This window comes from Bradyrhizobium sp. HKCCYLRH2047, from assembly GCF_051168175.1.
Classification (GTDB): Bacteria; Pseudomonadota; Alphaproteobacteria; order Rhizobiales; family Xanthobacteraceae; genus Bradyrhizobium.
In genome coordinates this window covers 387,755-405,156 of sequence record NZ_JBNPUM010000006.1, presented here as the reverse complement: position 1 = coordinate 405,156, position 17,402 = coordinate 387,755, and the positions used below count along the sequence as shown (strand labels likewise).

Below are 17,402 nucleotides of genomic sequence, written 5' to 3'. Positions count from 1 at the left end.
AGATGTAAGAAGCCGGCAAATCTCCTCACCCTGGTCATTCATCAGCATCGATATCCTGTTCCCATGACGACTTCTCAGCGGACTGCAGCCATCCTCGTCGCGGCCGGACGCGGCCTGCGCGCCGGCGCCGGTGGTCCGAAGCAGTACCGCACGATTGGCGGCCGTACCGTCATCCATCGCGCGCTCGCCGCCTTCGCCGATCATCCCGAGGTGGCGGTGGTCCAGCCGGTGGTGAATCCCGATGACATCGACATCTTCAATGCTGCCGTATCAGGCCTGCGCCACGAGGTCCCCGCACATGGTGGCGCAACGCGCCAGGCCTCGGTGCTGGCAGGCCTGGAAGCGCTGGCGCCGCACAAGCCCGACATCGTGCTGATCCACGATGCCGCGCGTCCGTTCGTCACGCCGGCCGTGATCTCGCGCGCGATTGTCGCGGCCGGCAAGACCGGTGCGGCGATTCCCGTCGTGCCGGTGACCGACACCATCAAGGAGGTCGGAACGGGCGGCGACATCACCGCGACGCCGGAGCGCGCGAAGCTGCGCATCGCGCAGACGCCACAGACCTTCAAGTTCGAGACGATCCTCGAGGCGCATCGCCGCGCCGCGCGCGAGGGCCTCACCGAGTTCACAGATGATGCGGCGATTGCGGAATGGGCGGGATTGACCGTCGCGACCTTTGAGGGCGATGTTGCCAACATGAAGCTCACCACACCGGAAGATTTCGTGCGCGAGGAAGCGCGCCTTGCCGCGCAGCTCGGCGACATCCGGACCGGCACCGGCTACGACGTGCACGCCTTCGGCGAAGGCGACCATGTCTGGCTGTGCGGCCTGCGTGTGCCGCATAGCAAGGGCTTCCTGGCCCACTCCGACGGCGACGTCGGTTTGCACGCTCTGGTTGATGCAATTTTGGGCGCCCTGGCCGATGGCGACATCGGCTCGCACTTCCCGCCCTCGGAAATGAAGTGGAAGGGCGCGGCCTCCGACCAGTTCCTCAAATACGCCATCGAGCGCGTCACCGCGCGCGGCGGCCGCATCGCCAATCTCGAAGTGACGATGATCTGCGAGCGGCCGAAGATCGGCCCGCTGCGCGACCAGATGCGCGCCCGCATCGCCGAGATCACCGGCGTCGACATCTCGCGCATCGCCGTGAAGGCCACCACCAGCGAGCGGCTCGGCTTCACCGGCCGCGAGGAAGGCATCGCGGCCACCGCAAGCGCGACGATCCGGCTGCCGTGGAACGCCTAGAGGCGCACCACCCTGTCACCGCTCATGGAGCTTTCGATCTGACGGTCGGATGAGGACAACGCAGCCATGGCGAGCGAACGTCAAATCGGCTCTACCAGCGCGCTGGCCCGCTCGCTGCTCGACCTCTGCCGGTCGCGCAAGCTGATGATCGCGACTGCGGAGTCCTGCACCGGCGGCCTGGTCGCCGCGGCCCTGACCGACATCCCCGGCTCCTCCGATGTCATCGACCGCGGCTTCGTCACCTACTCCAACGAGGCCAAGCGCGCGATGCTCGGCGTCGAGGCCTCGACGCTTCAGACCTTCGGCGCCGTCTCCAAGGAGACCGCGATCCAGATGGCGGTCGGCGCACTCGAACGCGCCGACGTCGATCTCGCGGTGGCCATCACCGGCATCGCCGGCCCCGGCGGCGCCACCCCCGGCAAGCCGGTCGGCCTGGTCCATTTCGCCGTCGCCGCTCGCGACGGCCGCATCACCCATCGCGAACACCGCTTCGGCGCCATCGGCCGCAGCACGGTGCGGACACGTTCGGTGCTGGAGGCGTTGCGAATGCTGATGGAGCTGGCAAGGCCGCAAGTGCCGGCCAAGCCGAAGCGCGCGGCGGCGACGCGATTGCGCCGGCGCGCGGTACGGGCGCCAAGGCTGCATCCGGTGAAAAGGCCGCCACGCCGGCCGCCGACTTAATTGATCTCGATGCTTCTGCTCTCACCACACCGCGAGCGAATGGATCCAGTCTGAGATAAAGTGGTAGATCTCATTCAAATGAACGTCCCGGCCTAATCGTAGTGAAAGAGCGCAGGACATCTGTCTCCGACCTGGTGGTCAACGATTTATTCCACGCAGCGTTTCCGAACGACGCTGTCCGCATTTGCATCGTGACATCGCTGGATGACAGCAGCCTGACAGCACGAGCGCTGACGACCCAGGAAGTATTCCGCTTCGACCGGAGCAGCGGTGTGAGCATCCCTCCTGAAGCCGATGGCGCCGTCTGCACGATCGACTCGGTCGCACCGCTTCCGGAGAGCATTTGCGACACGTTGCTCAGCTACGATCGACGCTGCCGCACGTCCGCGGATTCTGAGGCGGGTCGGATGACGGCTGATGAGCGGCGGGCACTGCTCAACGCCAGACAATACTACGCGGCAAATCCAAGAACGGATCTGATCCGAACGTCACCCCGCCGAGCGCCACTTGGAGACTGAGCGGCGATATAGTCGAGAGCATTTTCAAGCTCCCTCGCCGCCTCACCCTCAGTCGTCATCCCCGCGAAAGCGGGGATCCATAGCCACAGCACGTCGTGTAGCGGCACGTCGGTGGCTCGGATCTCATTCCACCACACCTGCTGCGGAGTATGGATCCCGGGTCGGCGCCTCCACGGCGCCTTGCGCCGTTCCGGCTTGCCCGGGATGACAGTTGTGGGTGGGCCGACGCCTCGGTCCCAATAGTCTTCATGCCCGCCAGAACGGCCGCCGGCACGACCGTCGCGCTTCGTCGCGCGTGAGGCCGTAGTCCTCCAGCACTTCGTCGGCGAGCCAGGGCAGCTCCCTGGCGAAGCTGCGCCGCTCGCGCCAGCGCGCCCACCAGAGCCGAAGCAGCGATTTTGATTCGGGCGCAACGCCGCCGCGCTCGGTAATTGACTGCGGCAAGTAGTAGACGTTTGCCCCAGGCTTCGGCGGAGCAGGACGTCGCGCCGAGTGATCGCGACCGCGCTCGAAGATCCGCGGCGCATGCGCGACACCACGCAATCCACGCGCCCCGATGGCGCTGACACTCTGCTCGTCGGTCGTGCTCGGCATGGCGGGCTCCCTTGAAAAGAAAGAACCTGCCGGCAATAAAAAAGCCGCCAGGTTCCTGGCGGCTGTTCGGATCAAAGACTGCACATCATCAGATTGCGCGTGATCCTCCCGCCGCCCGCAAGCTACGGTGCGTCCAACGACCAAAACGATGGGTGGCGACGGTGATCATGGCTGGTCTATAGCTGATAGATCTGAAGTTGTCATCTGCCAATCCGGTGAAAGATCAGCGCCCGCGCTGTCCAAAGTGTCAGGACGGAAAAGCGCCCACCGTCTGCGCTAGCTGCCGCGCCAACGATCCCGGCAACGCCTGATCGAAGATGCTGCTCAGCGTGCGGTAGTACCAGATCGTCCCATCCTTTCCGCCGGTGAAGCGCTGCCACACCGCGTCGCCGACCTCATCAAGGTCGCGCGCGATCGCTTCGGCATTGTCGACCTTGTCGGCGAGCGACACCAAGAGCGATGACGCCGGCTTGTGCGGCAGCTTGGCGAGATAGGCTTCCTTCCGCGGCCGCCATTCAGGCTTCGGATCGACCCAGGAGTCCGTGCAGTCCGCGACGATCTCTGCGACGCCATCACCGAATCGCCGCCGGATCTCGTCCAGCGTGGCCTGTCCGCCCTGATCCTCGGCGGCGTCGTGCAGCAGGCCGGCGATGGCCTGCACCTCGCTGCCGCCCGCCGACAGCACGCGGCTGGAGACGCCCAGCAGATGCGCGATGTAGGGCACGTTGCTGCCCTTGCGGACTTGGGTGCGGTGCAGCTGCGCCGCATAGACCAGCGCGCTGTCGTAGCGTTGAGAGAGTGACATCAGCCTGCTTTCTTCTTCAGATTGTCCCTTGAGCATCATGATAGCTGACCCGTCGGGCAAATCAGCCCTCTTGCGGGTTTGCGCCCGGCGGGTTGCCCAGTCCTTCCAACCGCCGAAAGCGCACTCCAGCCCATGCGCCGCGCTACGAACTTCTTCAATGCTTTCAATGTCCGACTCACTGTCCAGTCCTTCTTGCGAAAATATTTGTCTTTCGTTTTTGCAGAATTCATGTTTCCTATCCCTCATCCCGCCTCGACACGAGGGGCGTATCGCGATCGTCACGACACGCGAGGTGGGGAGGCGATGGCCGCCGAGAAGCCGCAACGCGTCTTGAGACGTGCCGACGAACGGCAGTGGGCGGACGTGAAGTCGCGGCGTCCTGACACCCCGAAGCTGGTGTCACGCCGGTGGTGATGATGACCCGCCGGTCACGGGGGCAAGACAGCCGGTCCCCGGGGAGACTGCGTATAAGCGTGAAGACCGTCGCGCGGGGAATGCCGGGATGTCTCGGCTGCACCTGTGGTACCTGCCGCCTGCATTTTTTTCCGCAGGCGGGCCATGGGGGCGGCGAGCTCCCGGCATTCCCTGCGCCCTCGTGATTTCAGAGGGTCCATCGACAGGCACAGCCCGGGCGCGATCGCGCCGCGGAGGATGCGGCTGCCTGTCCGCTCGATGCCGTCCCCGTCATCCGGATCGCCGACGATTATCGTACGCACCGTCCTAGCCTAAAGGTTTTGGTTAATTTTGTCCTGCTACGTCTCGCGCATTCTTCTCTGACAGTGGATTCGGGACCCCATGGCTTTCTTCTCCGGCAAGTCGGCTGATCGCACGCATAACCTGTTGATGACCGAGCTGTTCGAACGCCATCGCGACGCCATCCTGGTGATGTCCGACGGCAAGATCATCGCCTGCAACGAGACCGCGGTCCGCTTCGGCGGCTTCCGCAGCAAGCAGGACCTGCTGTCGCGTTCACCGGCGACCATGGCGCCGGAGTTCCAGCCCAGCGGCAAGCGCTCCGCCGATGTGGTGAAGGAGATGGACGCCAAGGCGAGGCGCGAGGGCCACGCGACATTCGAGTGGACCACCAAGCGCGCGGACGGCAGCCCGGCGCTGGTGCAGATCACGCTGGTGCCGACCCAGGTCGAGGGCCAGACCTACGTCATCAGCTTCCGCCGCGACCTTTCCGACCTCATCGCCGCACGCGAGGAGAAGAAGCGCGCGCTCGACCGGATCGCCAAGGATTTCGAGACCAGCGTCGGCGCCATTGCCAACGCCATCTCCGGCGCCTCGCGCGAGGTCGAGACCACGGCGGCCTCGCTGACGACGACCGCGGATCAGGCCGCGCAGCGCGTGGCGCTGGTGGCGTCGGCGTCCAACTCCGCCTCGTCCAACGTCCAGTCGGTGGCCGGCGCCACCGAGGAGCTGTCGACCTCGGTCAGCGAGATCAACCGCCAGGTCGCGACCTCCTCGACCATCGCCGCCGAGGCGGTCGAGGCGTCCTCGCGCACCAACGACCTCGTCAACAGCCTGGCGGACGCTGCGGCCAAGATCGGCGCCGTCACCGACATGATCAACGCGATCGCGAGCCAGACCAACCTGCTGGCGCTGAACGCGACCATCGAGGCCGCCCGCGCCGGCGATGCCGGCCGCGGCTTCGCGGTCGTCGCCTCGGAGGTGAAGAGCCTGTCGAGCCAGACCGCAAAGGCGACCGACGAGATCAGCGCCCACATCAGCGCGATGCAGCGCGCCACCAGCGATACGGTGGCGGCGATCCAGGGCATCGGCGGCACCATCGGCCAGATCAGCGAGATCGCCAAGACGATCGCCACCGCGGTCGACCAGCAGGGCCATGCCACGCAGGAGATCGCCCGCTCGGTCAGCCAGGCCGCCAGCGGCACCCGCGAGGTCGCCACCAACATCGGCTCCGTCAGCCAGACGGTGGAATCGGCCGGCGGCGCCGCGCGGCAGATGCTGGGTGCAGCCGGCCAGCTCGCCAAGCATGCCGACGAGCTGCGCGGCAAGGTGAAGGACTTCTTGACCGCCGTGCAGGCGGCGTAGGAACGATCGCAGGCTGACGGTCCGCGATCAGATGGGCTCCGCGACGATGTCGCGGAGCGGCTGTTTGAAACGTGGATAGGATTTTTGGAACGACGCGATCGGCACGGCGCCGTCCCTGTATGGTTGGCATACCGCCAGCCTCCCCCCGCTGTCATCCCGGGCAAGCCGCAGCGGCGCAAAGCGCCGCGGAGGCGCCGACCCGGGATCCATACGCCGCAGCAGATGGGGTGAGACGGGCTCGGAGTTACCTGCCTGCCGCCACACGCGATCCTGTGGTTATGGATCCCCGCTTTCGCGGGGATGACGACTGAGGGTGAGGCGCCCTCTGTCGTCTACCACCGGTAGGCCTCGAGAAAGACTTAGGTCGACGACACCGCGGGCTTGCGGCCGTAGATCGCGTCGGCGCGCTTCTCGAACGCCGCCGACATGCGCGCGAAGATCGTGTCGAACATCGAGCCCATCAGCATCGCCAGCATGCGGCTCTTGAACTCGTAGGCGATGAAGAACGTCACCTCGCAGGCGCCCTGCTCTGTTGGCTCGAAGCTCCAGCGGTTCTCCAGGCTTGAGAACGGTCCGCTGACATATTCGACCAGGATCTTGCGCCCGGCGCGGTCGAGCGTGACGCGGCTGGTGAAGGTCTCCTTGACCAGCTTGAACGAGACCGTCATGTCGGCGACGACGACCTCGGTGCCGTCAGGCTTCGGATTGCGCTGGCGCACCACCAGCTTCTCGCACAGCGGCACGAACTCCGGATAGCGCTCGACATCGGCGACGAGGTCGAACATCTGGTCGGCCGTGTGCGCGACGCGGCGCTTGTTGGAAAATCTCGGCATCTGGTCTCGATCAGCGCGCGAGCGCGTCGCGCGCGGCCTTCAGTCTGGCGAAATCCTCACCGGCATGGTGCGAGGAGCGCGTGAGCGGGCTCGCCGACACCATCAGGAAACCCTTGGTGTAGGCGACGGTCTCATAGCCGGAGAATTCCTCCGGCGTGACGAAGCGCATCACGGCGTGATGCTTCCTGGTCGGCTGCAGATACTGCCCGATGGTGAGGAAATCGACCTCGGCCGAGCGCAGATCGTCCATCACCTGCAGCACCTCGTGGCGCTCCTCGCCGAGGCCGACCATGATGCCGGACTTGGTGAAGATGGTGGGATCGATCTCCTTGACCCGCTGCAGCAGCCGGATCGAGTGGAAGTAGCGCGCGCCGGGGCGGACCGAGAGGTAGCGCGACGGCACGGTCTCGAGATTGTGGTTGAAGACGTCGGGCTTGGCCGCGACGACCTGCTCCAGCGCTCCCTCTTTGCGCAGGAAGTCGGGGGTGAGCACCTCGATCGTGGTGGTCAGGCATTTCGCGCGGATGGCGCGGATGGTCGCGGCGATATGGGCGGCGCCGCCGTCGGCGAGATCGTCGCGATCGACCGAGGTGACCACGACATGGGTCAGGCCGAGCTTGAAGGTCGCCTCCGCGACGTGCTCGGGCTCGCCGGCGTCGAGGGCGGCGGGAAGGCCGGTCTTGACGTTGCAGAAGGCGCAGGCCCGCGTGCAGGTGTCGCCCATGATCATGAAGGTGGCGTGCTTCTTGTCCCAGCACTCGCCGATGTTCGGGCAGCCGGCCTCCTCGCATACGGTGACGAGGCCGTTCTCGCGCACGATGTTGCGGGTGTCGGCATAGCCGCGGGTGGTCGGCGCCTTGACCCGGATCCAAGCCGGCTTGGCCGGCGAGATGGAATCCGGCCGGTTCGCCTTTTCGGGGTGGCGGGGGCGCAGCGGCGTGTTCGCGTTGATGTCGACGATGGTGACCATGGGATTCGCACAAACCTCTGTTGCGCCCTAGCTATTCCGTGCCGCGGCGCACCGCAACCGGCTGGCCGAGGATACCAGGGCATGGCAGATATGGGCAGCGCGGAACAGCGCTCACCACGGCGGATTTCCTCGAGAATGGCGCAAAAACCGGCAAAAGCCCCCGGAGTTTCACGGCTCCGGCGCAATGCGGCGGCCAAGCGGCTGACGCGGGCGTTCTTCGCCCGCGAGGTGCTCGCGGTGGCGCCGGAGCTGATCGGGGCGACGTTTCTGGTCGACGGCGTCGGCGGGATCATCGTCGAGGTCGAGGCGTATCACCACACCGATCCGGCGGCACATTCCTTCCGGGGACCGACACCGCGCAACCAGGTGATGTTCGGCCCGCCCGGCTTCGCCTATGTCTACCGCTCCTACGGCATTCATTGGTGCGTGAACTTCGTCTGCGAGGCCGAGGGCTCGGCGAGCGCTGTGCTGATCCGGGCGATCGAGCCGACGATGGGGATGGAGGAGATGCAGCGGCGGCGTGGGCTCGAGGACGTCCGTGCACTGTGCGCGGGGCCAGGCAAGCTGACGGAGGCGATGGGCATCACGATCGCGCATAACGCACTGCCGCTCGATGCTCCGCCGATCGAGCTGTTCGCGCGGACAGGCGATGTCGAGGTCGTCACCGGCATCCGCATCGGCATCACCAAGGCCGTCGAGCTGCCGTGGCGTTTCGGCCTGAAGGGCTCGCGGTTCCTGAGCAAGCCATTTCCGCCGTCATCGCGAGGAACGTAAGCGACGAAGCGATCCAGGGGGCTTCGCTGGGACTCTGGATTGCTTCGCTTCGCTCGCAATGACGGAGGAGAGAGCGTCGTGTCAGACGCCCTGCAGCCGCGACAGCGCCTCCTGGAACTTGGCCTTGCGCGCCAGCGCCGCCTCGCGCTTCTCCTTCTCCTCCTCGACGAGCTCCTCCGGTGCGTTGGCGACGAACTTCTCGTTGCCGAGCTTCTTGTCGACGCGCTCGATGTCGGCCTCGGCCTTGGCGATCTCCTTGCCCAGGCGGGTGCGCTCGGCGGCGAGATCGACGACGCCCTTGAGCGGCAGCGCGGCGACCTCGCCGCGCACGACGAGCTGGGCGGAGCCGTCAGGTGCGGCGTCGGCGAAGGTGATGTCGGAGAGCCGCGCGAGGCGCTTGATGACCTCGCTCCAGCGTGGTGCGCGCTCCCTCGTCTCGGTGGAGGCGCCGACGAGCGCGAGCGGCATCAGGGTCGCCGGCGGGATGTTCATCTCGGCGCGAACCGAGCGGATCGCGGTGACGAGGTCAACCACCCAGCCGATCTCGGCCTCGGCCGCCTCGTCCTTGAAGCTGGTGGCGTCGAACGAGACCAGCAGCGGCGGCACCAGGGGATCGCCGAAGCTGGCAGCCGACAGCGCGGCGATCTCGGCGACCGTCGGCCTGTCGGTGCGGTGCGGCCAGGGCGACAGGGTCAGCAGGCTGTCGCGCTTGGCGGTCGATTCCCACAGCGCCTCGGTGATGAAGGGCATGAAGGGATGCAGGAGCTTGAGGATCTCGTCGCGCGCCCAGGCCACCATGGCGCGGGTCTCGGCCTTGGCGGGCCCGTCCTCGCCGAGCAGGGTCGGCTTGGAGAGCTCGACATACCAGTCGCAGTAGACGTCCCAGACGAAGCGGTAGATCGCGTTGGCGGCATCGTTGAAGCGATAGGCCTCGAGCGCCTCGGTGACCTCGCGCGTCGCCGCGGCCGCCTCATGCGCGATCCAGCGGTTCAGGGTCTCCTTCGCGGAGCCGGGGTCGAAGCCCTCGGGCACCGTGCAGCCGTTCATCTCGGCGAAGCGGCTGGCGTTCCAGAGCTTGTTGGCGAACTTGCGGTAGCCGTCGACGCGCTGCGTAGACAGCTTGATGTCGCGGCCTTGGGCTGCCATCGCCGCCAGGGTGAAGCGCAGCGCGTCGGCGCCGTGCTCGTCGATCAGCGCGAGGGGATCGATGACGTTGCCCTTCGACTTCGACATCTTGGCGCCCTTCTCGTCGCGGACGAGCGCATGGATGTAGACGGTCGAGAACGGCACCTCCTTCATGAAGTGCAGGCCCATCATCATCATGCGGGCGACCCAGAAGAAGATGATGTCGAAGCCGGTGACCAGCACGTTGGTTGGATAGTAGCGCTTCACCTCGGGTGTATCGTCGGGCCAGCCGAGCGTGGAGAACGGCCACAGCGCCGAGGAGAACCAGGTGTCGAGCACGTCCTCGTCACGCGTGATGAAGCCTTCGCGCTTGTTGCGGTCGAGCGCCATCTCGCGCCCCTGCTCCGCCGTGATGACCTCCTGCTCGACGTAGTAGCCGATGGCGTGGCCGACGGCCTCCTCCTCGGTTTCGGCGACGAAGACCTTGCCGTCAGGGCCGTACCAGGCGGGAATCTGATGGCCCCACCACAGCTGGCGCGAGATGCACCAGGGCTGGATGTTCTCCATCCAGTCGAAATAGGTCTTCTCCCAGTTGCGCGGCACGAGCGTCGTCGCGCCCGACCTGACCGCCGCGATCGCCGGCTGCGCCAGGGTCTTGGCGTCGACATACCACTGGTCGGTCAGATAGGGCTCGATCACGACGCCGGAGCGGTCGCCATGCGGCACCATGTGCGTGTTCGGCTCGACCCGCTCGAGGAAGCCGAAGGATTCCAGTCGCTCCAGGATCTTCTTGCGCGCAGCAAAACGCTCGATGCCGTGGAACTCCCTGGCAAACTCCTCGGAGCCCTCGGGAAGGCCGCGCAGATAGTCCTCGTTGTCGACCAGCGCAATGCAGCCTTCGCGATCAAGAATGCTGATCTGCGGCAGGCCGTGGCGGCGGCCGACCTCGAAATCGTTGAAGTCGTGCGCCGGCGTGATCTTGACCGCGCCGGTGCCCTTCTCCGGATCCGAGTAAGTGTCGGCGACGATCGGGATCTCGCGCCCGACCAGCGGCAGGATCACGCGCTTGCCGACGAGATGCTGGTAGCGCTCGTCATCCGGATGCACGGCGACTGCGCTGTCGCCGAGCATGGTTTCGGGACGCGTGGTCGCGACGACGATGAAACTCGTGGGATCCTCGGGGCTGAACGTCTTGCCTTCGATCGGATAGCGCAGGTACCAGAGGTTGCCCTTGACCTCGATCTGCTGGACCTCGAGGTCCGAGATCGCCGTCAGCAGCTTCGGGTCCCAGTTGACCAGCCGCTTGTCCTTGTAGATCAGACCCGCGCGGTGCAGCTCGACGAACACCTTGACGACGGCCTTGGACAGGCCCTCGTCCATCGTGAAGCGCTCGCGGCCCCAGTCGCAGGAGGCGCCGAGACGCTTCAACTGGTTGATGATGGTGCCGCCGCTCTCGTCCTTCCACTGCCAGACGCGCGCGAGGAACTTCTCGCGGCCCATCTCGCGGCGACCGGGCTGCTGGCGCTCCATCAGTTGGCGCTCGACCACCATCTGCGTGGCGATGCCGGCATGGTCGGTGCCGGGCTGCCACAGCACGTCGCGGCCGCGCATGCGCTCGAACCGGCACAGGATGTCCTGAAGCGTGTTGTTGAGCGCGTGCCCCATGTGCAGCGATCCGGTCACGTTCGGCGGCGGGATCACGATGGTGAAAGGATCGGCATCGCGGCGATCGGGGCGACCGGCGGAGAACGCCCGGGCATCCTCCCAGACCAGGGACATGCGACCTTCGAGATCGGTGGGCTGATAATTCTTATCGATCATGGCATTTCCAGCGGCGTGGGGCCGGCTGTCCAATTCGGGATGTCGCGGAACTCGTCCGGGCCTTTTGTGACATGACCTGAAAAAGCTCACGCAAGCTGTTGGTGCTTGGGCTGTTTTCGGACTGATGTCCGACCGCGGACCGTGCTCCCGGAGGAGCCCTCTCGATCCGTCCGGCAGGGATCAGCTTGACAGGGCTAGAAAGCCGCCGCGGCGCGCCAAGTCAACAGCAGCGGCGAACATTGACGGAAAGGGCCTACCGCCCGCCGCGGCTCGCTCCAGAACGGAATGCGAGTTCGTGCCCCCTCTCGGCGTCAGCGGCCGCGCGAGACGCGCTCGATCTCGGCCTTGACGATGCGCTCCACCAGGGCCGGAAGATTGTCATCCAACCACGATTTCAGCATCGGACGCAGCATCTCCTTGACGAGGTCCTCAAGCGTCCGGGCGTTGTTGCTCAGCACGGTGTTGGCCAGCGCATTGAATGCCGATTCGACGGCGTTGACCGTGGACGGCGCCAGGATCGGCTGTTTCGGCGTGGCCTGCTCGAAAGACGACTCGAAGCTCGCGGCCTTCTGGTTGAGCCGCCCGGACTCGATGAACTCGATATCGTTCTGCGGATCCACCTTTCGGAAGGATGCCGCGGCGGGGGCTGGCGCTGGAGCGGGAGTCGGTGGGGCCACTGCCATGTCGTCCGTCAACTCAAGTACTTCAGGTTCTGGATCCGGCTCGGGTTCGGCCGGCCGGACCTCTGCCGCCGGAGTCGTTTCATCCAAACCCGCCAGCAATGCGTCAATGTCATCCTGACTGTTGGGCGCCGCAGCCGCCGCGGGCGGCGGCGCAGGTGGTGGTGGCGCGGGCTTGGCGGGGGCCGCAGCAGCGATCTTCGAAGGCGGGATGTCGTTCATCACCGGCTTCGCGGCCGGGGCCGCCGGCTTCTCGGCCTTCACCGGCTCCGGCGCGGCAGCCTTGTCCGCCGCCGGCGGCTTGCCCTCGTCGTCGGCAATGATACGCCGGATCGACGCCAGAATCTCCTCCATGGAGGGTTCTTGGACCTTCGCAGGCTGCGTCATTTCCGACTCCAAATCAGCAACGCCGCCCTACGTATCGGCGCGGCGCAAAAGTCCCGGGCGCCGGATCCAAGAGGCTTGGACTTCTCAACGGACATGCCAACTTGTCTCCGGACAAGGCCTGATCGATGCAAAACAACAGAACGATACTGCCCATGTCGGAGACTATTCTTGGAAGAACTTCCGACGCAGTCCGAATCGTTCGGCGGCCATTTTGAGGCTATGTCATGGCAACAAATGAATGCAAGCAACGCCGGCCGCGAACCCGGTGGAGCACGGAGGTCGCCTGTCAAGCGTCGCCCATTCGTCACAACCACAGCATGTGCCACAAAAAAATCCCCCGGCCAAGGACCGAGGGATCAGGGTCGATATTAAGAATGTACTAACGACCATCCGGCGTCCGTACACCCGCCCAGTTATCCCGGACCTGCTGGTAGTGAACGCTGGGATCGTAGGTGGTCGTCGGCAGGTTCAGCACCTGCGGCGACAGCCGACCGACGGTCTGAAGCACCGAGTAGGACGCCACCACACGATCGTGCTGTGCGTTCACCAGCGAGTTCCGCGCATTGACCAGCGCCTGCTGAGCGTTGAGGACATCCAGCGTGGTCCGCTGGCCCGCCTTGGCTTCCTCGCGCACGCCGTTCAAGGCGATCTCGGAGGCCGCCACCTGGGCCTGCGCCGACTGCACCTGAGCCTTGCCCGCGAGCAGCTTGCCCCAGGCAGATACCACGTCGGAGCGAGCCTGATCACGCGTCTGCTCCAGGACCAGACGCTGCTGTGCCAGCGACTCCTTGGACTGCCGGATCAGCGAATATTCCGCCCCTCCGTTGTAGATCGGAACGTTCAGCGAGGCGACAGCCGACGCGCTGAACCCACGATAGGATTGCAGGCTCGACTCATAGCCCTGCTGAGCCTGAGCCTGGACGTTTACGGACGGCAGCAGCGCACCTTCCTTGATCTTCGTGTCAAGATACTGGACGTCGATGCCGTACATCGCCGCGGTCACGCTCGGGTTTTCCGTCAGGGCCGTTTCGACCGACTGCTGGAGGCTCGGCGGCAAGTAACGATCAACAGGAGAGCCCGGCGCCAGATTCTGGGGATCGTTGCCGATGATTCGGCGGAAGTTCGAGCGGGTCGCCGTCAGCTGGGCCTCTGCTGTGAGCTGCTGCGTGCGGCCGGCGGCGAGCTGAGCCTCGGATTGCGCGACGTCGGTGCGGGTGACCTCGCCGACGTTGAACCGATCCCGAGTCTGCTTGAGCGTCTGCTCCAGCACTCGCGTGTTGCTGCGCTGGACCTCGACGATCGCCGCATCGCGCAGATAGTCCATATAGATCGTGGCCGCGGCTAGCAGCACCTGCTGCTCGAGAATGCGGAGAGCCTCGCGTTGCGCCGAGACGTTCGCCTCGGCCTTGCGCACGCCGTTTGCCGTCTGCTGACCGTTGTAGAGATTCTGGTTGACCGTCAGGCTGACGCTTCGCGGCCTTTGCACGCCGTGCGCGGCCGGCGTCGCGGGTGCCGCTTGCAAATCCGTATACTGAATGCCCGCCGTCGCAGTCAGATTGACCTTCGGCCGATACCCCGAGAGTGCCTGCGGAACGCCTTCGTCGACCGCACGAGCCTGGGCCCGCGACGCGTTCAGTTGCGGGTTGTTCTGATAGGCGCGCACCAGCGCAGCCTCGATCGTGTCGGCCAGCGCAGGCGTCGGGCCTGCACAAGCCATCACGAGGACCACAGCCGCCGCTGCGGTGACGAGCTTCACCCCAAACATCCCTGTTCCATTCATTTGTTACCGGCTCGAACGCCAGAGCCGGGCCGTAACCTGTTGAAGAGACTCCCGCGCACCTCGCACCTTATTCCCCATGCAAGCGCAACGGAACCACCCAAGCCTGGAACCCGTATCGAAAACTGTCAACGTGCAGCATCCAGGCCACACTTCTGATTTAAAACAGAATTTTGCCCGCCCGCAGCCGCGAAGACAACGCACCAAGCCGTACTGCGCGACGGGATGCCGGCAGTTCAGAGGGGTCGCCAAGAACTTCGTCTGACGACTTAAAAAACGAACTCGGGGACCCGTTCGAGGCCGGAAATGACCGGCGCCGCGGCATCGAACAGAACCCTGCTGCCGATATCACCATGCGATCGCGTAAAGATCATGGCGCGGGCGGGTCGCGAGGTGGCGAAGACGCCGACCAGGCGGCCGCCCTCTTTCAATTGACGGCAAAGACCGTCAACAGCGACCTCGGTCGCTCCATTGAGGAGAATCACGTCGAAGCGGCCGTCCGCCGGATCACCCTCCGCAGCCGGCGCGACTCGAATCGTAACCGGGCAGCCATCGACGGCGGCAAGCAGATGCTTGGCGCGACCTTCGACCGCCGAATCGACCTCGGTCGCCGTCACGCTGCCCGCAAGCCGGGCGGCCAACGCAGCGAGATAGCCCGTCGCACATCCGACCACCAGCACGCTGTCGGTCGGCTTGATCTCGGCAGCCTGCAGCAGTTTTCCCGTCAGCATCGGTTTGATCAGATACCGCTTGGTCGAAGCGGATTCGGAGACGTCGAGATCCAGGTCGAGATAGGCCAGCGCCTGCCGATCTGTGGGAACGTAGGCTTCCCGCGGCACGGTCAACAACGCATCCAGCACGCGGTGATCGGTGACGTCGTTGGTCCGGACCTGACCATCGACCATTTTCTGGCGCGCCGTCGCGAATGAAGACATGAGCAGACCTGCAAGCAAAGCGGATGGACCGCGGACGATCTGCGCAATCTTTTGGTACAAGGCCCTCGAAAAGGCAACATGCGGGTTTCAACGGAGCCGCTGGGACACCGCCTGTGAGGACGCCGACCGCCGGCTACTCGATCACCACGGCCAGTCGCCCGAGCAACTGCACGATCTCGTCAATATGTTCAGAATCACCGCGCGTCATCATGTCGGCCAACCGCGTGAGACATTCGTCGTCGCTGAGACGCTCGACCTGGTCGGGAATCAACGAGGGCGCGGAGACTTCTTCAGCGAATGGGATGACGGTGTTTGGCATCTACGACACTCCATGACCGCGGGGGACTGGCCGGTTCCAGCAAACTATCGGGGCCGGTTTGCTCCCCTCCAAGTGAATTTCCTGTCATCGAACTGTGGGCGGCCGCTGCCCAGCAAGCGTTCAAAATCAATCTAACCATATGAAATTTCGGTATTTTATTCCTGAGCCCGCAATCGTCGCAAAGATGCGATTTCGTTCTATGCAAGGCGAAACGGCTTTGTTATACGCAGCCGCATTCGCGAACATTGCTTCGCCTGTTCCTCGGTAGCTCAGCGGTAGAGCATTCGACTGTTAATCGAATGGTCGCTGGTTCGAATCCAGCCCGGGGAGCCATTCTGGCCATGCCGAATGGTTCTTTATCCTCCCAATCCTTCTTTCTTGTGACGCGGGACATCCGCCGATTGGCGGCGAACGTTCGCCGATCTTCACTGTCTTCCCTTGACCGCGCATGGGGCGTCGGGCAAGCGGGGGCACTCCTTCTGCAGTGACGACCAGCGATGCCGATTTCCGATCATCTGAGAGCCGTCCGCAGCAAGATCGGCCATGATCTGTTGGCGACCACGGCGGTTTCCATCTCCGTGTTCGACGACCAGGGCCGCATTCTGCTCGGGCGCGACGCGGAGACGGGCCTCTGGACGTTGCCCGGCGGCGCCATCGATCCGAATGAGCATCCGGCCGACGCCGCCACCCGCGAATGCTTTGAGGAGACCGGCCTCGTGGTCCGCCCGAAACGTCTGCTCGGGGTGTTCGGCGGCCCGGAGTTCCTCATCCGCTATCCCAACGGTGATCTGACCTACTATACGGTCATCGCCTTCGAAGCCGTCATCGAAGGCGGCGCGCTTGCGCCTGACGGCGAGGAGATCGCGAGCCTCCGATTCGTCGATCGTGGGGAATGGGACCAGCTCCCGGTGTCGCCATCGAGCCGGATCATCTCGCGTCAGGCGCTCCAGCACGACCCGGTCCCCTACTTCGCTGCCGCGAGCTGGCGGCCCGAGAGCTGAACCGGACTCGAATCCTTGGATCCTGTCGCCGCAATTCTCATGCTGATGGCCGGTCTGCTTCATGCGAGCTGGCATGCCATCGTCAAGACCGGCAGCAGCCTCTCCCTTCTGGCTGGCATGGGTCTGGTGAGCAGCGCCCTGATCCTGCCCTTCATGTTTCTCGTTCCCGTTCCGGCGCTCTCGACCTGGCCGCTCATCGTGGCCTCGCTGGTCTTGCACGCGGGCTACAAGGCGAGCCTCGCAATGGCCTACCGTTCAGCCGAGCTTGGACGTACCTACCCGATCGCGCGTGGCACCGTTCCGCTGTTCGCAACGCTATTTGCCTCGCTGGGTCTGCAGCAACTGCCACGGAGCGGGCAGTTGATCGGAATCGCCGTCATCGTCCTCGGAATCACCGGCCTGGCACGCGACCGCATCCACGGTCCGATCGACCGCCGCGCGTTCTGGGCTGCGGTCTGCGCCGCCGCACTGGTCGCCGGCTATTCGGTCGTCGATGCGGCAGGCACTCGGCAGACCGAAGGCTGGGCTTCGTTCACGGTCTGGATGATCGTGCTCGACAGTGTCGTGTTCTTTCTCGTCGCAATGATGTTGCGAGGACCTGCGCTGGTGTTGGAGATCCGAGACGCCCGGACTCCGGTGCTGATCGCAGGCACCCTGGGGCTGACGTCATTCGTGGTATTCCTTTGGGCCTTGAGCCGCAATCCGATCGCCAATGTGGTCGCGTTTCGCGAATGCAGCGTCCTGTTTGCGACGCTGATCGGCGTGCTGTTCCTGAAAGAGCGTGCAACGCCGCAACGGCTTTGCTGCGCGGCGCTGATCGCAGTCGGGCTGGTCATCGTCGCCTTGCTCAAGCCGGATTGAGATTCGTCAAACAGCCGG

General features: G+C 65.0%; 15 protein-coding genes and 1 tRNA gene. 7 read left to right on the top strand and 9 right to left on the bottom strand.

Going from position 1 to position 17,402, the window contains the following annotated elements; genetic code table 11:
• Window positions 1-63: 63 nt before the first annotated feature.
• Both ACQR1D_RS17505 and ACQR1D_RS17500 read left to right on the top strand, forming a co-directional pair.
• Window positions 64-1,245: a bifunctional 2-C-methyl-D-erythritol 4-phosphate cytidylyltransferase/2-C-methyl-D-erythritol 2,4-cyclodiphosphate synthase gene (locus ACQR1D_RS17505; RefSeq protein ID WP_316178705.1), complete on the top strand. Its 1,182-nt coding sequence runs from the start codon at window positions 64-66 to the stop codon at window positions 1,243-1,245.
• 66 nt (window positions 1,246-1,311) lie between these two features.
• Complete coding sequence (locus tag ACQR1D_RS17500; protein ID WP_316178702.1) at window positions 1,312-1,926, top strand: CinA family protein; 615 nt, start codon at window positions 1,312-1,314, stop codon at window positions 1,924-1,926.
• Between the two features lie 764 nt (window positions 1,927-2,690).
• On the opposite strand, the gene ACQR1D_RS17495 is transcribed toward ACQR1D_RS17500, so the two are convergent.
• Both ACQR1D_RS17495 and ACQR1D_RS17490 read right to left on the bottom strand, forming a co-directional pair.
• Window positions 2,691-3,038 carry a DUF1127 domain-containing protein gene (locus ACQR1D_RS17495; RefSeq protein ID WP_316178700.1) on the bottom strand — a complete coding sequence of 116 codons (348 nt, stop codon included), beginning with the start codon at window positions 3,036-3,038 and terminating at the stop codon, window positions 2,691-2,693.
• A 247-nt stretch (window positions 3,039-3,285) separates the two neighbouring features.
• Entirely contained in the window at window positions 3,286-4,089 is an 804-nt protein-coding gene (locus ACQR1D_RS17490) for an HD domain-containing protein (RefSeq protein WP_434839884.1), read from the bottom strand.
• 549 nt (window positions 4,090-4,638) lie between these two features.
• Between ACQR1D_RS17490 and ACQR1D_RS17485 the strand changes: the two genes are divergently transcribed.
• Complete coding sequence (locus ACQR1D_RS17485) at window positions 4,639-5,901, top strand: methyl-accepting chemotaxis protein (RefSeq protein WP_315799938.1); 1,263 nt, start codon at window positions 4,639-4,641, stop codon at window positions 5,899-5,901.
• Between the two features lie 359 nt (window positions 5,902-6,260).
• On the opposite strand, the gene ACQR1D_RS17480 is transcribed toward ACQR1D_RS17485, so the two are convergent.
• Window positions 6,261-6,734 (bottom strand): type II toxin-antitoxin system RatA family toxin, encoded by a 474-nt coding sequence (locus tag ACQR1D_RS17480; protein ID WP_315799937.1) that lies wholly within the window; start codon window positions 6,732-6,734, stop codon window positions 6,261-6,263.
• A 10-nt stretch (window positions 6,735-6,744) separates the two neighbouring features.
• Window positions 6,745-7,704, bottom strand: a complete 960-nt coding sequence (gene lipA, locus ACQR1D_RS17475; protein ID WP_434839883.1) for a lipoyl synthase — start codon at window positions 7,702-7,704, stop codon at window positions 6,745-6,747.
• 135 nt (window positions 7,705-7,839) lie between these two features.
• Here lipA and ACQR1D_RS17470 point away from each other — a divergent pair, with 135 nt between their 5' ends.
• Window positions 7,840-8,478 (top strand): DNA-3-methyladenine glycosylase, encoded by a 639-nt coding sequence (locus tag ACQR1D_RS17470; protein WP_316236458.1) that lies wholly within the window; start codon window positions 7,840-7,842, stop codon window positions 8,476-8,478.
• 81 nt (window positions 8,479-8,559) lie between these two features.
• Here the strand turns inward: ACQR1D_RS17470 and ACQR1D_RS17465 are convergent, their stop codons facing one another.
• The 5 genes from ACQR1D_RS17465 to ACQR1D_RS17445 form a co-directional block, all read right to left on the bottom strand.
• Window positions 8,560-11,424 carry a valine--tRNA ligase gene (locus tag ACQR1D_RS17465; protein ID WP_434839882.1) on the bottom strand — a complete coding sequence of 955 codons (2,865 nt, stop codon included), beginning with the start codon at window positions 11,422-11,424 and terminating at the stop codon, window positions 8,560-8,562.
• A gap of 311 nt (window positions 11,425-11,735) precedes the next feature.
• Window positions 11,736-12,491 carry a PopZ family protein gene (locus ACQR1D_RS17460; RefSeq protein ID WP_315799933.1) on the bottom strand — a complete coding sequence of 252 codons (756 nt, stop codon included), beginning with the start codon at window positions 12,489-12,491 and terminating at the stop codon, window positions 11,736-11,738.
• A gap of 379 nt (window positions 12,492-12,870) precedes the next feature.
• Entirely contained in the window at window positions 12,871-14,256 is a 1,386-nt protein-coding gene (locus tag ACQR1D_RS17455; RefSeq protein ID WP_316236457.1) for a TolC family outer membrane protein, read from the bottom strand.
• A 281-nt stretch (window positions 14,257-14,537) separates the two neighbouring features.
• Window positions 14,538-15,203, bottom strand: coding sequence for a protein-L-isoaspartate O-methyltransferase family protein (locus ACQR1D_RS17450; RefSeq protein ID WP_316236456.1), 666 nt, complete (start codon window positions 15,201-15,203; stop codon window positions 14,538-14,540).
• Between the two features lie 133 nt (window positions 15,204-15,336).
• Entirely contained in the window at window positions 15,337-15,522 is a 186-nt protein-coding gene (locus tag ACQR1D_RS17445; protein ID WP_315799930.1) for a hypothetical protein, read from the bottom strand.
• Window positions 15,523-15,780: 258 nt separating this feature from the next.
• Here ACQR1D_RS17445 and ACQR1D_RS17440 point away from each other — a divergent pair.
• The 3 genes from ACQR1D_RS17440 (at window position 15,781) to ACQR1D_RS17430 (ending at window position 17,384) form a co-directional block, all read left to right on the top strand.
• A tRNA-Asn gene (locus ACQR1D_RS17440) sits at window positions 15,781-15,855 on the top strand.
• Between the two features lie 164 nt (window positions 15,856-16,019).
• Window positions 16,020-16,523, top strand: a complete 504-nt coding sequence (locus ACQR1D_RS17435; RefSeq protein ID WP_315799929.1) for an NUDIX domain-containing protein — start codon at window positions 16,020-16,022, stop codon at window positions 16,521-16,523.
• 15 nt (window positions 16,524-16,538) lie between these two features.
• On the top strand, window positions 16,539-17,384 hold the full coding sequence (locus ACQR1D_RS17430; protein WP_434839881.1) for an EamA family transporter: 846 nt from the start codon (window positions 16,539-16,541) through the stop codon (window positions 17,382-17,384).
• The last annotated feature ends 18 nt before the right edge of the window (window positions 17,385-17,402 follow it).

Bases quoted from the DNA above. Each gene is read 5' to 3' on its own strand.
- ACQR1D_RS17505 (WP_316178705.1), top strand. From the start codon at position 64: ATGACGACTTCTCAGCGGACTGCAGCCATCCTCGTCGCGGCCGGACGC.
- ACQR1D_RS17500 (WP_316178702.1), top strand. From the start codon at position 1,312: ATGGCGAGCGAACGTCAAATCGGCTCTACCAGCGCGCTGGCCCGCTCG.
- ACQR1D_RS17495 (WP_316178700.1), bottom strand. From the start codon at position 3,038: ATGCCGAGCACGACCGACGAGCAGAGTGTCAGCGCCATCGGGGCGCGT.
- ACQR1D_RS17490 (WP_434839884.1), bottom strand. From the start codon at position 4,089: ATGAGGGATAGGAAACATGAATTCTGCAAAAACGAAAGACAAATATTT.
- ACQR1D_RS17485 (WP_315799938.1), top strand. From the start codon at position 4,639: ATGGCTTTCTTCTCCGGCAAGTCGGCTGATCGCACGCATAACCTGTTG.
- ACQR1D_RS17480 (WP_315799937.1), bottom strand. From the start codon at position 6,734: ATGCCGAGATTTTCCAACAAGCGCCGCGTCGCGCACACGGCCGACCAG.
- lipA (WP_434839883.1), bottom strand. From the start codon at position 7,704: ATGGTCACCATCGTCGACATCAACGCGAACACGCCGCTGCGCCCCCGC.
- ACQR1D_RS17470 (WP_316236458.1), top strand. From the start codon at position 7,840: ATGGCGCAAAAACCGGCAAAAGCCCCCGGAGTTTCACGGCTCCGGCGC.
- ACQR1D_RS17465 (WP_434839882.1), bottom strand. From the start codon at position 11,424: ATGATCGATAAGAATTATCAGCCCACCGATCTCGAAGGTCGCATGTCC.
- ACQR1D_RS17460 (WP_315799933.1), bottom strand. From the start codon at position 12,491: ATGACGCAGCCTGCGAAGGTCCAAGAACCCTCCATGGAGGAGATTCTG.
- ACQR1D_RS17455 (WP_316236457.1), bottom strand. From the start codon at position 14,256: ATGTTTGGGGTGAAGCTCGTCACCGCAGCGGCGGCTGTGGTCCTCGTG.
- ACQR1D_RS17450 (WP_316236456.1), bottom strand. From the start codon at position 15,203: ATGTCTTCATTCGCGACGGCGCGCCAGAAAATGGTCGATGGTCAGGTC.
- ACQR1D_RS17445 (WP_315799930.1), bottom strand. From the start codon at position 15,522: ATGCCAAACACCGTCATCCCATTCGCTGAAGAAGTCTCCGCGCCCTCG.
- ACQR1D_RS17435 (WP_315799929.1), top strand. From the start codon at position 16,020: ATGCCGATTTCCGATCATCTGAGAGCCGTCCGCAGCAAGATCGGCCAT.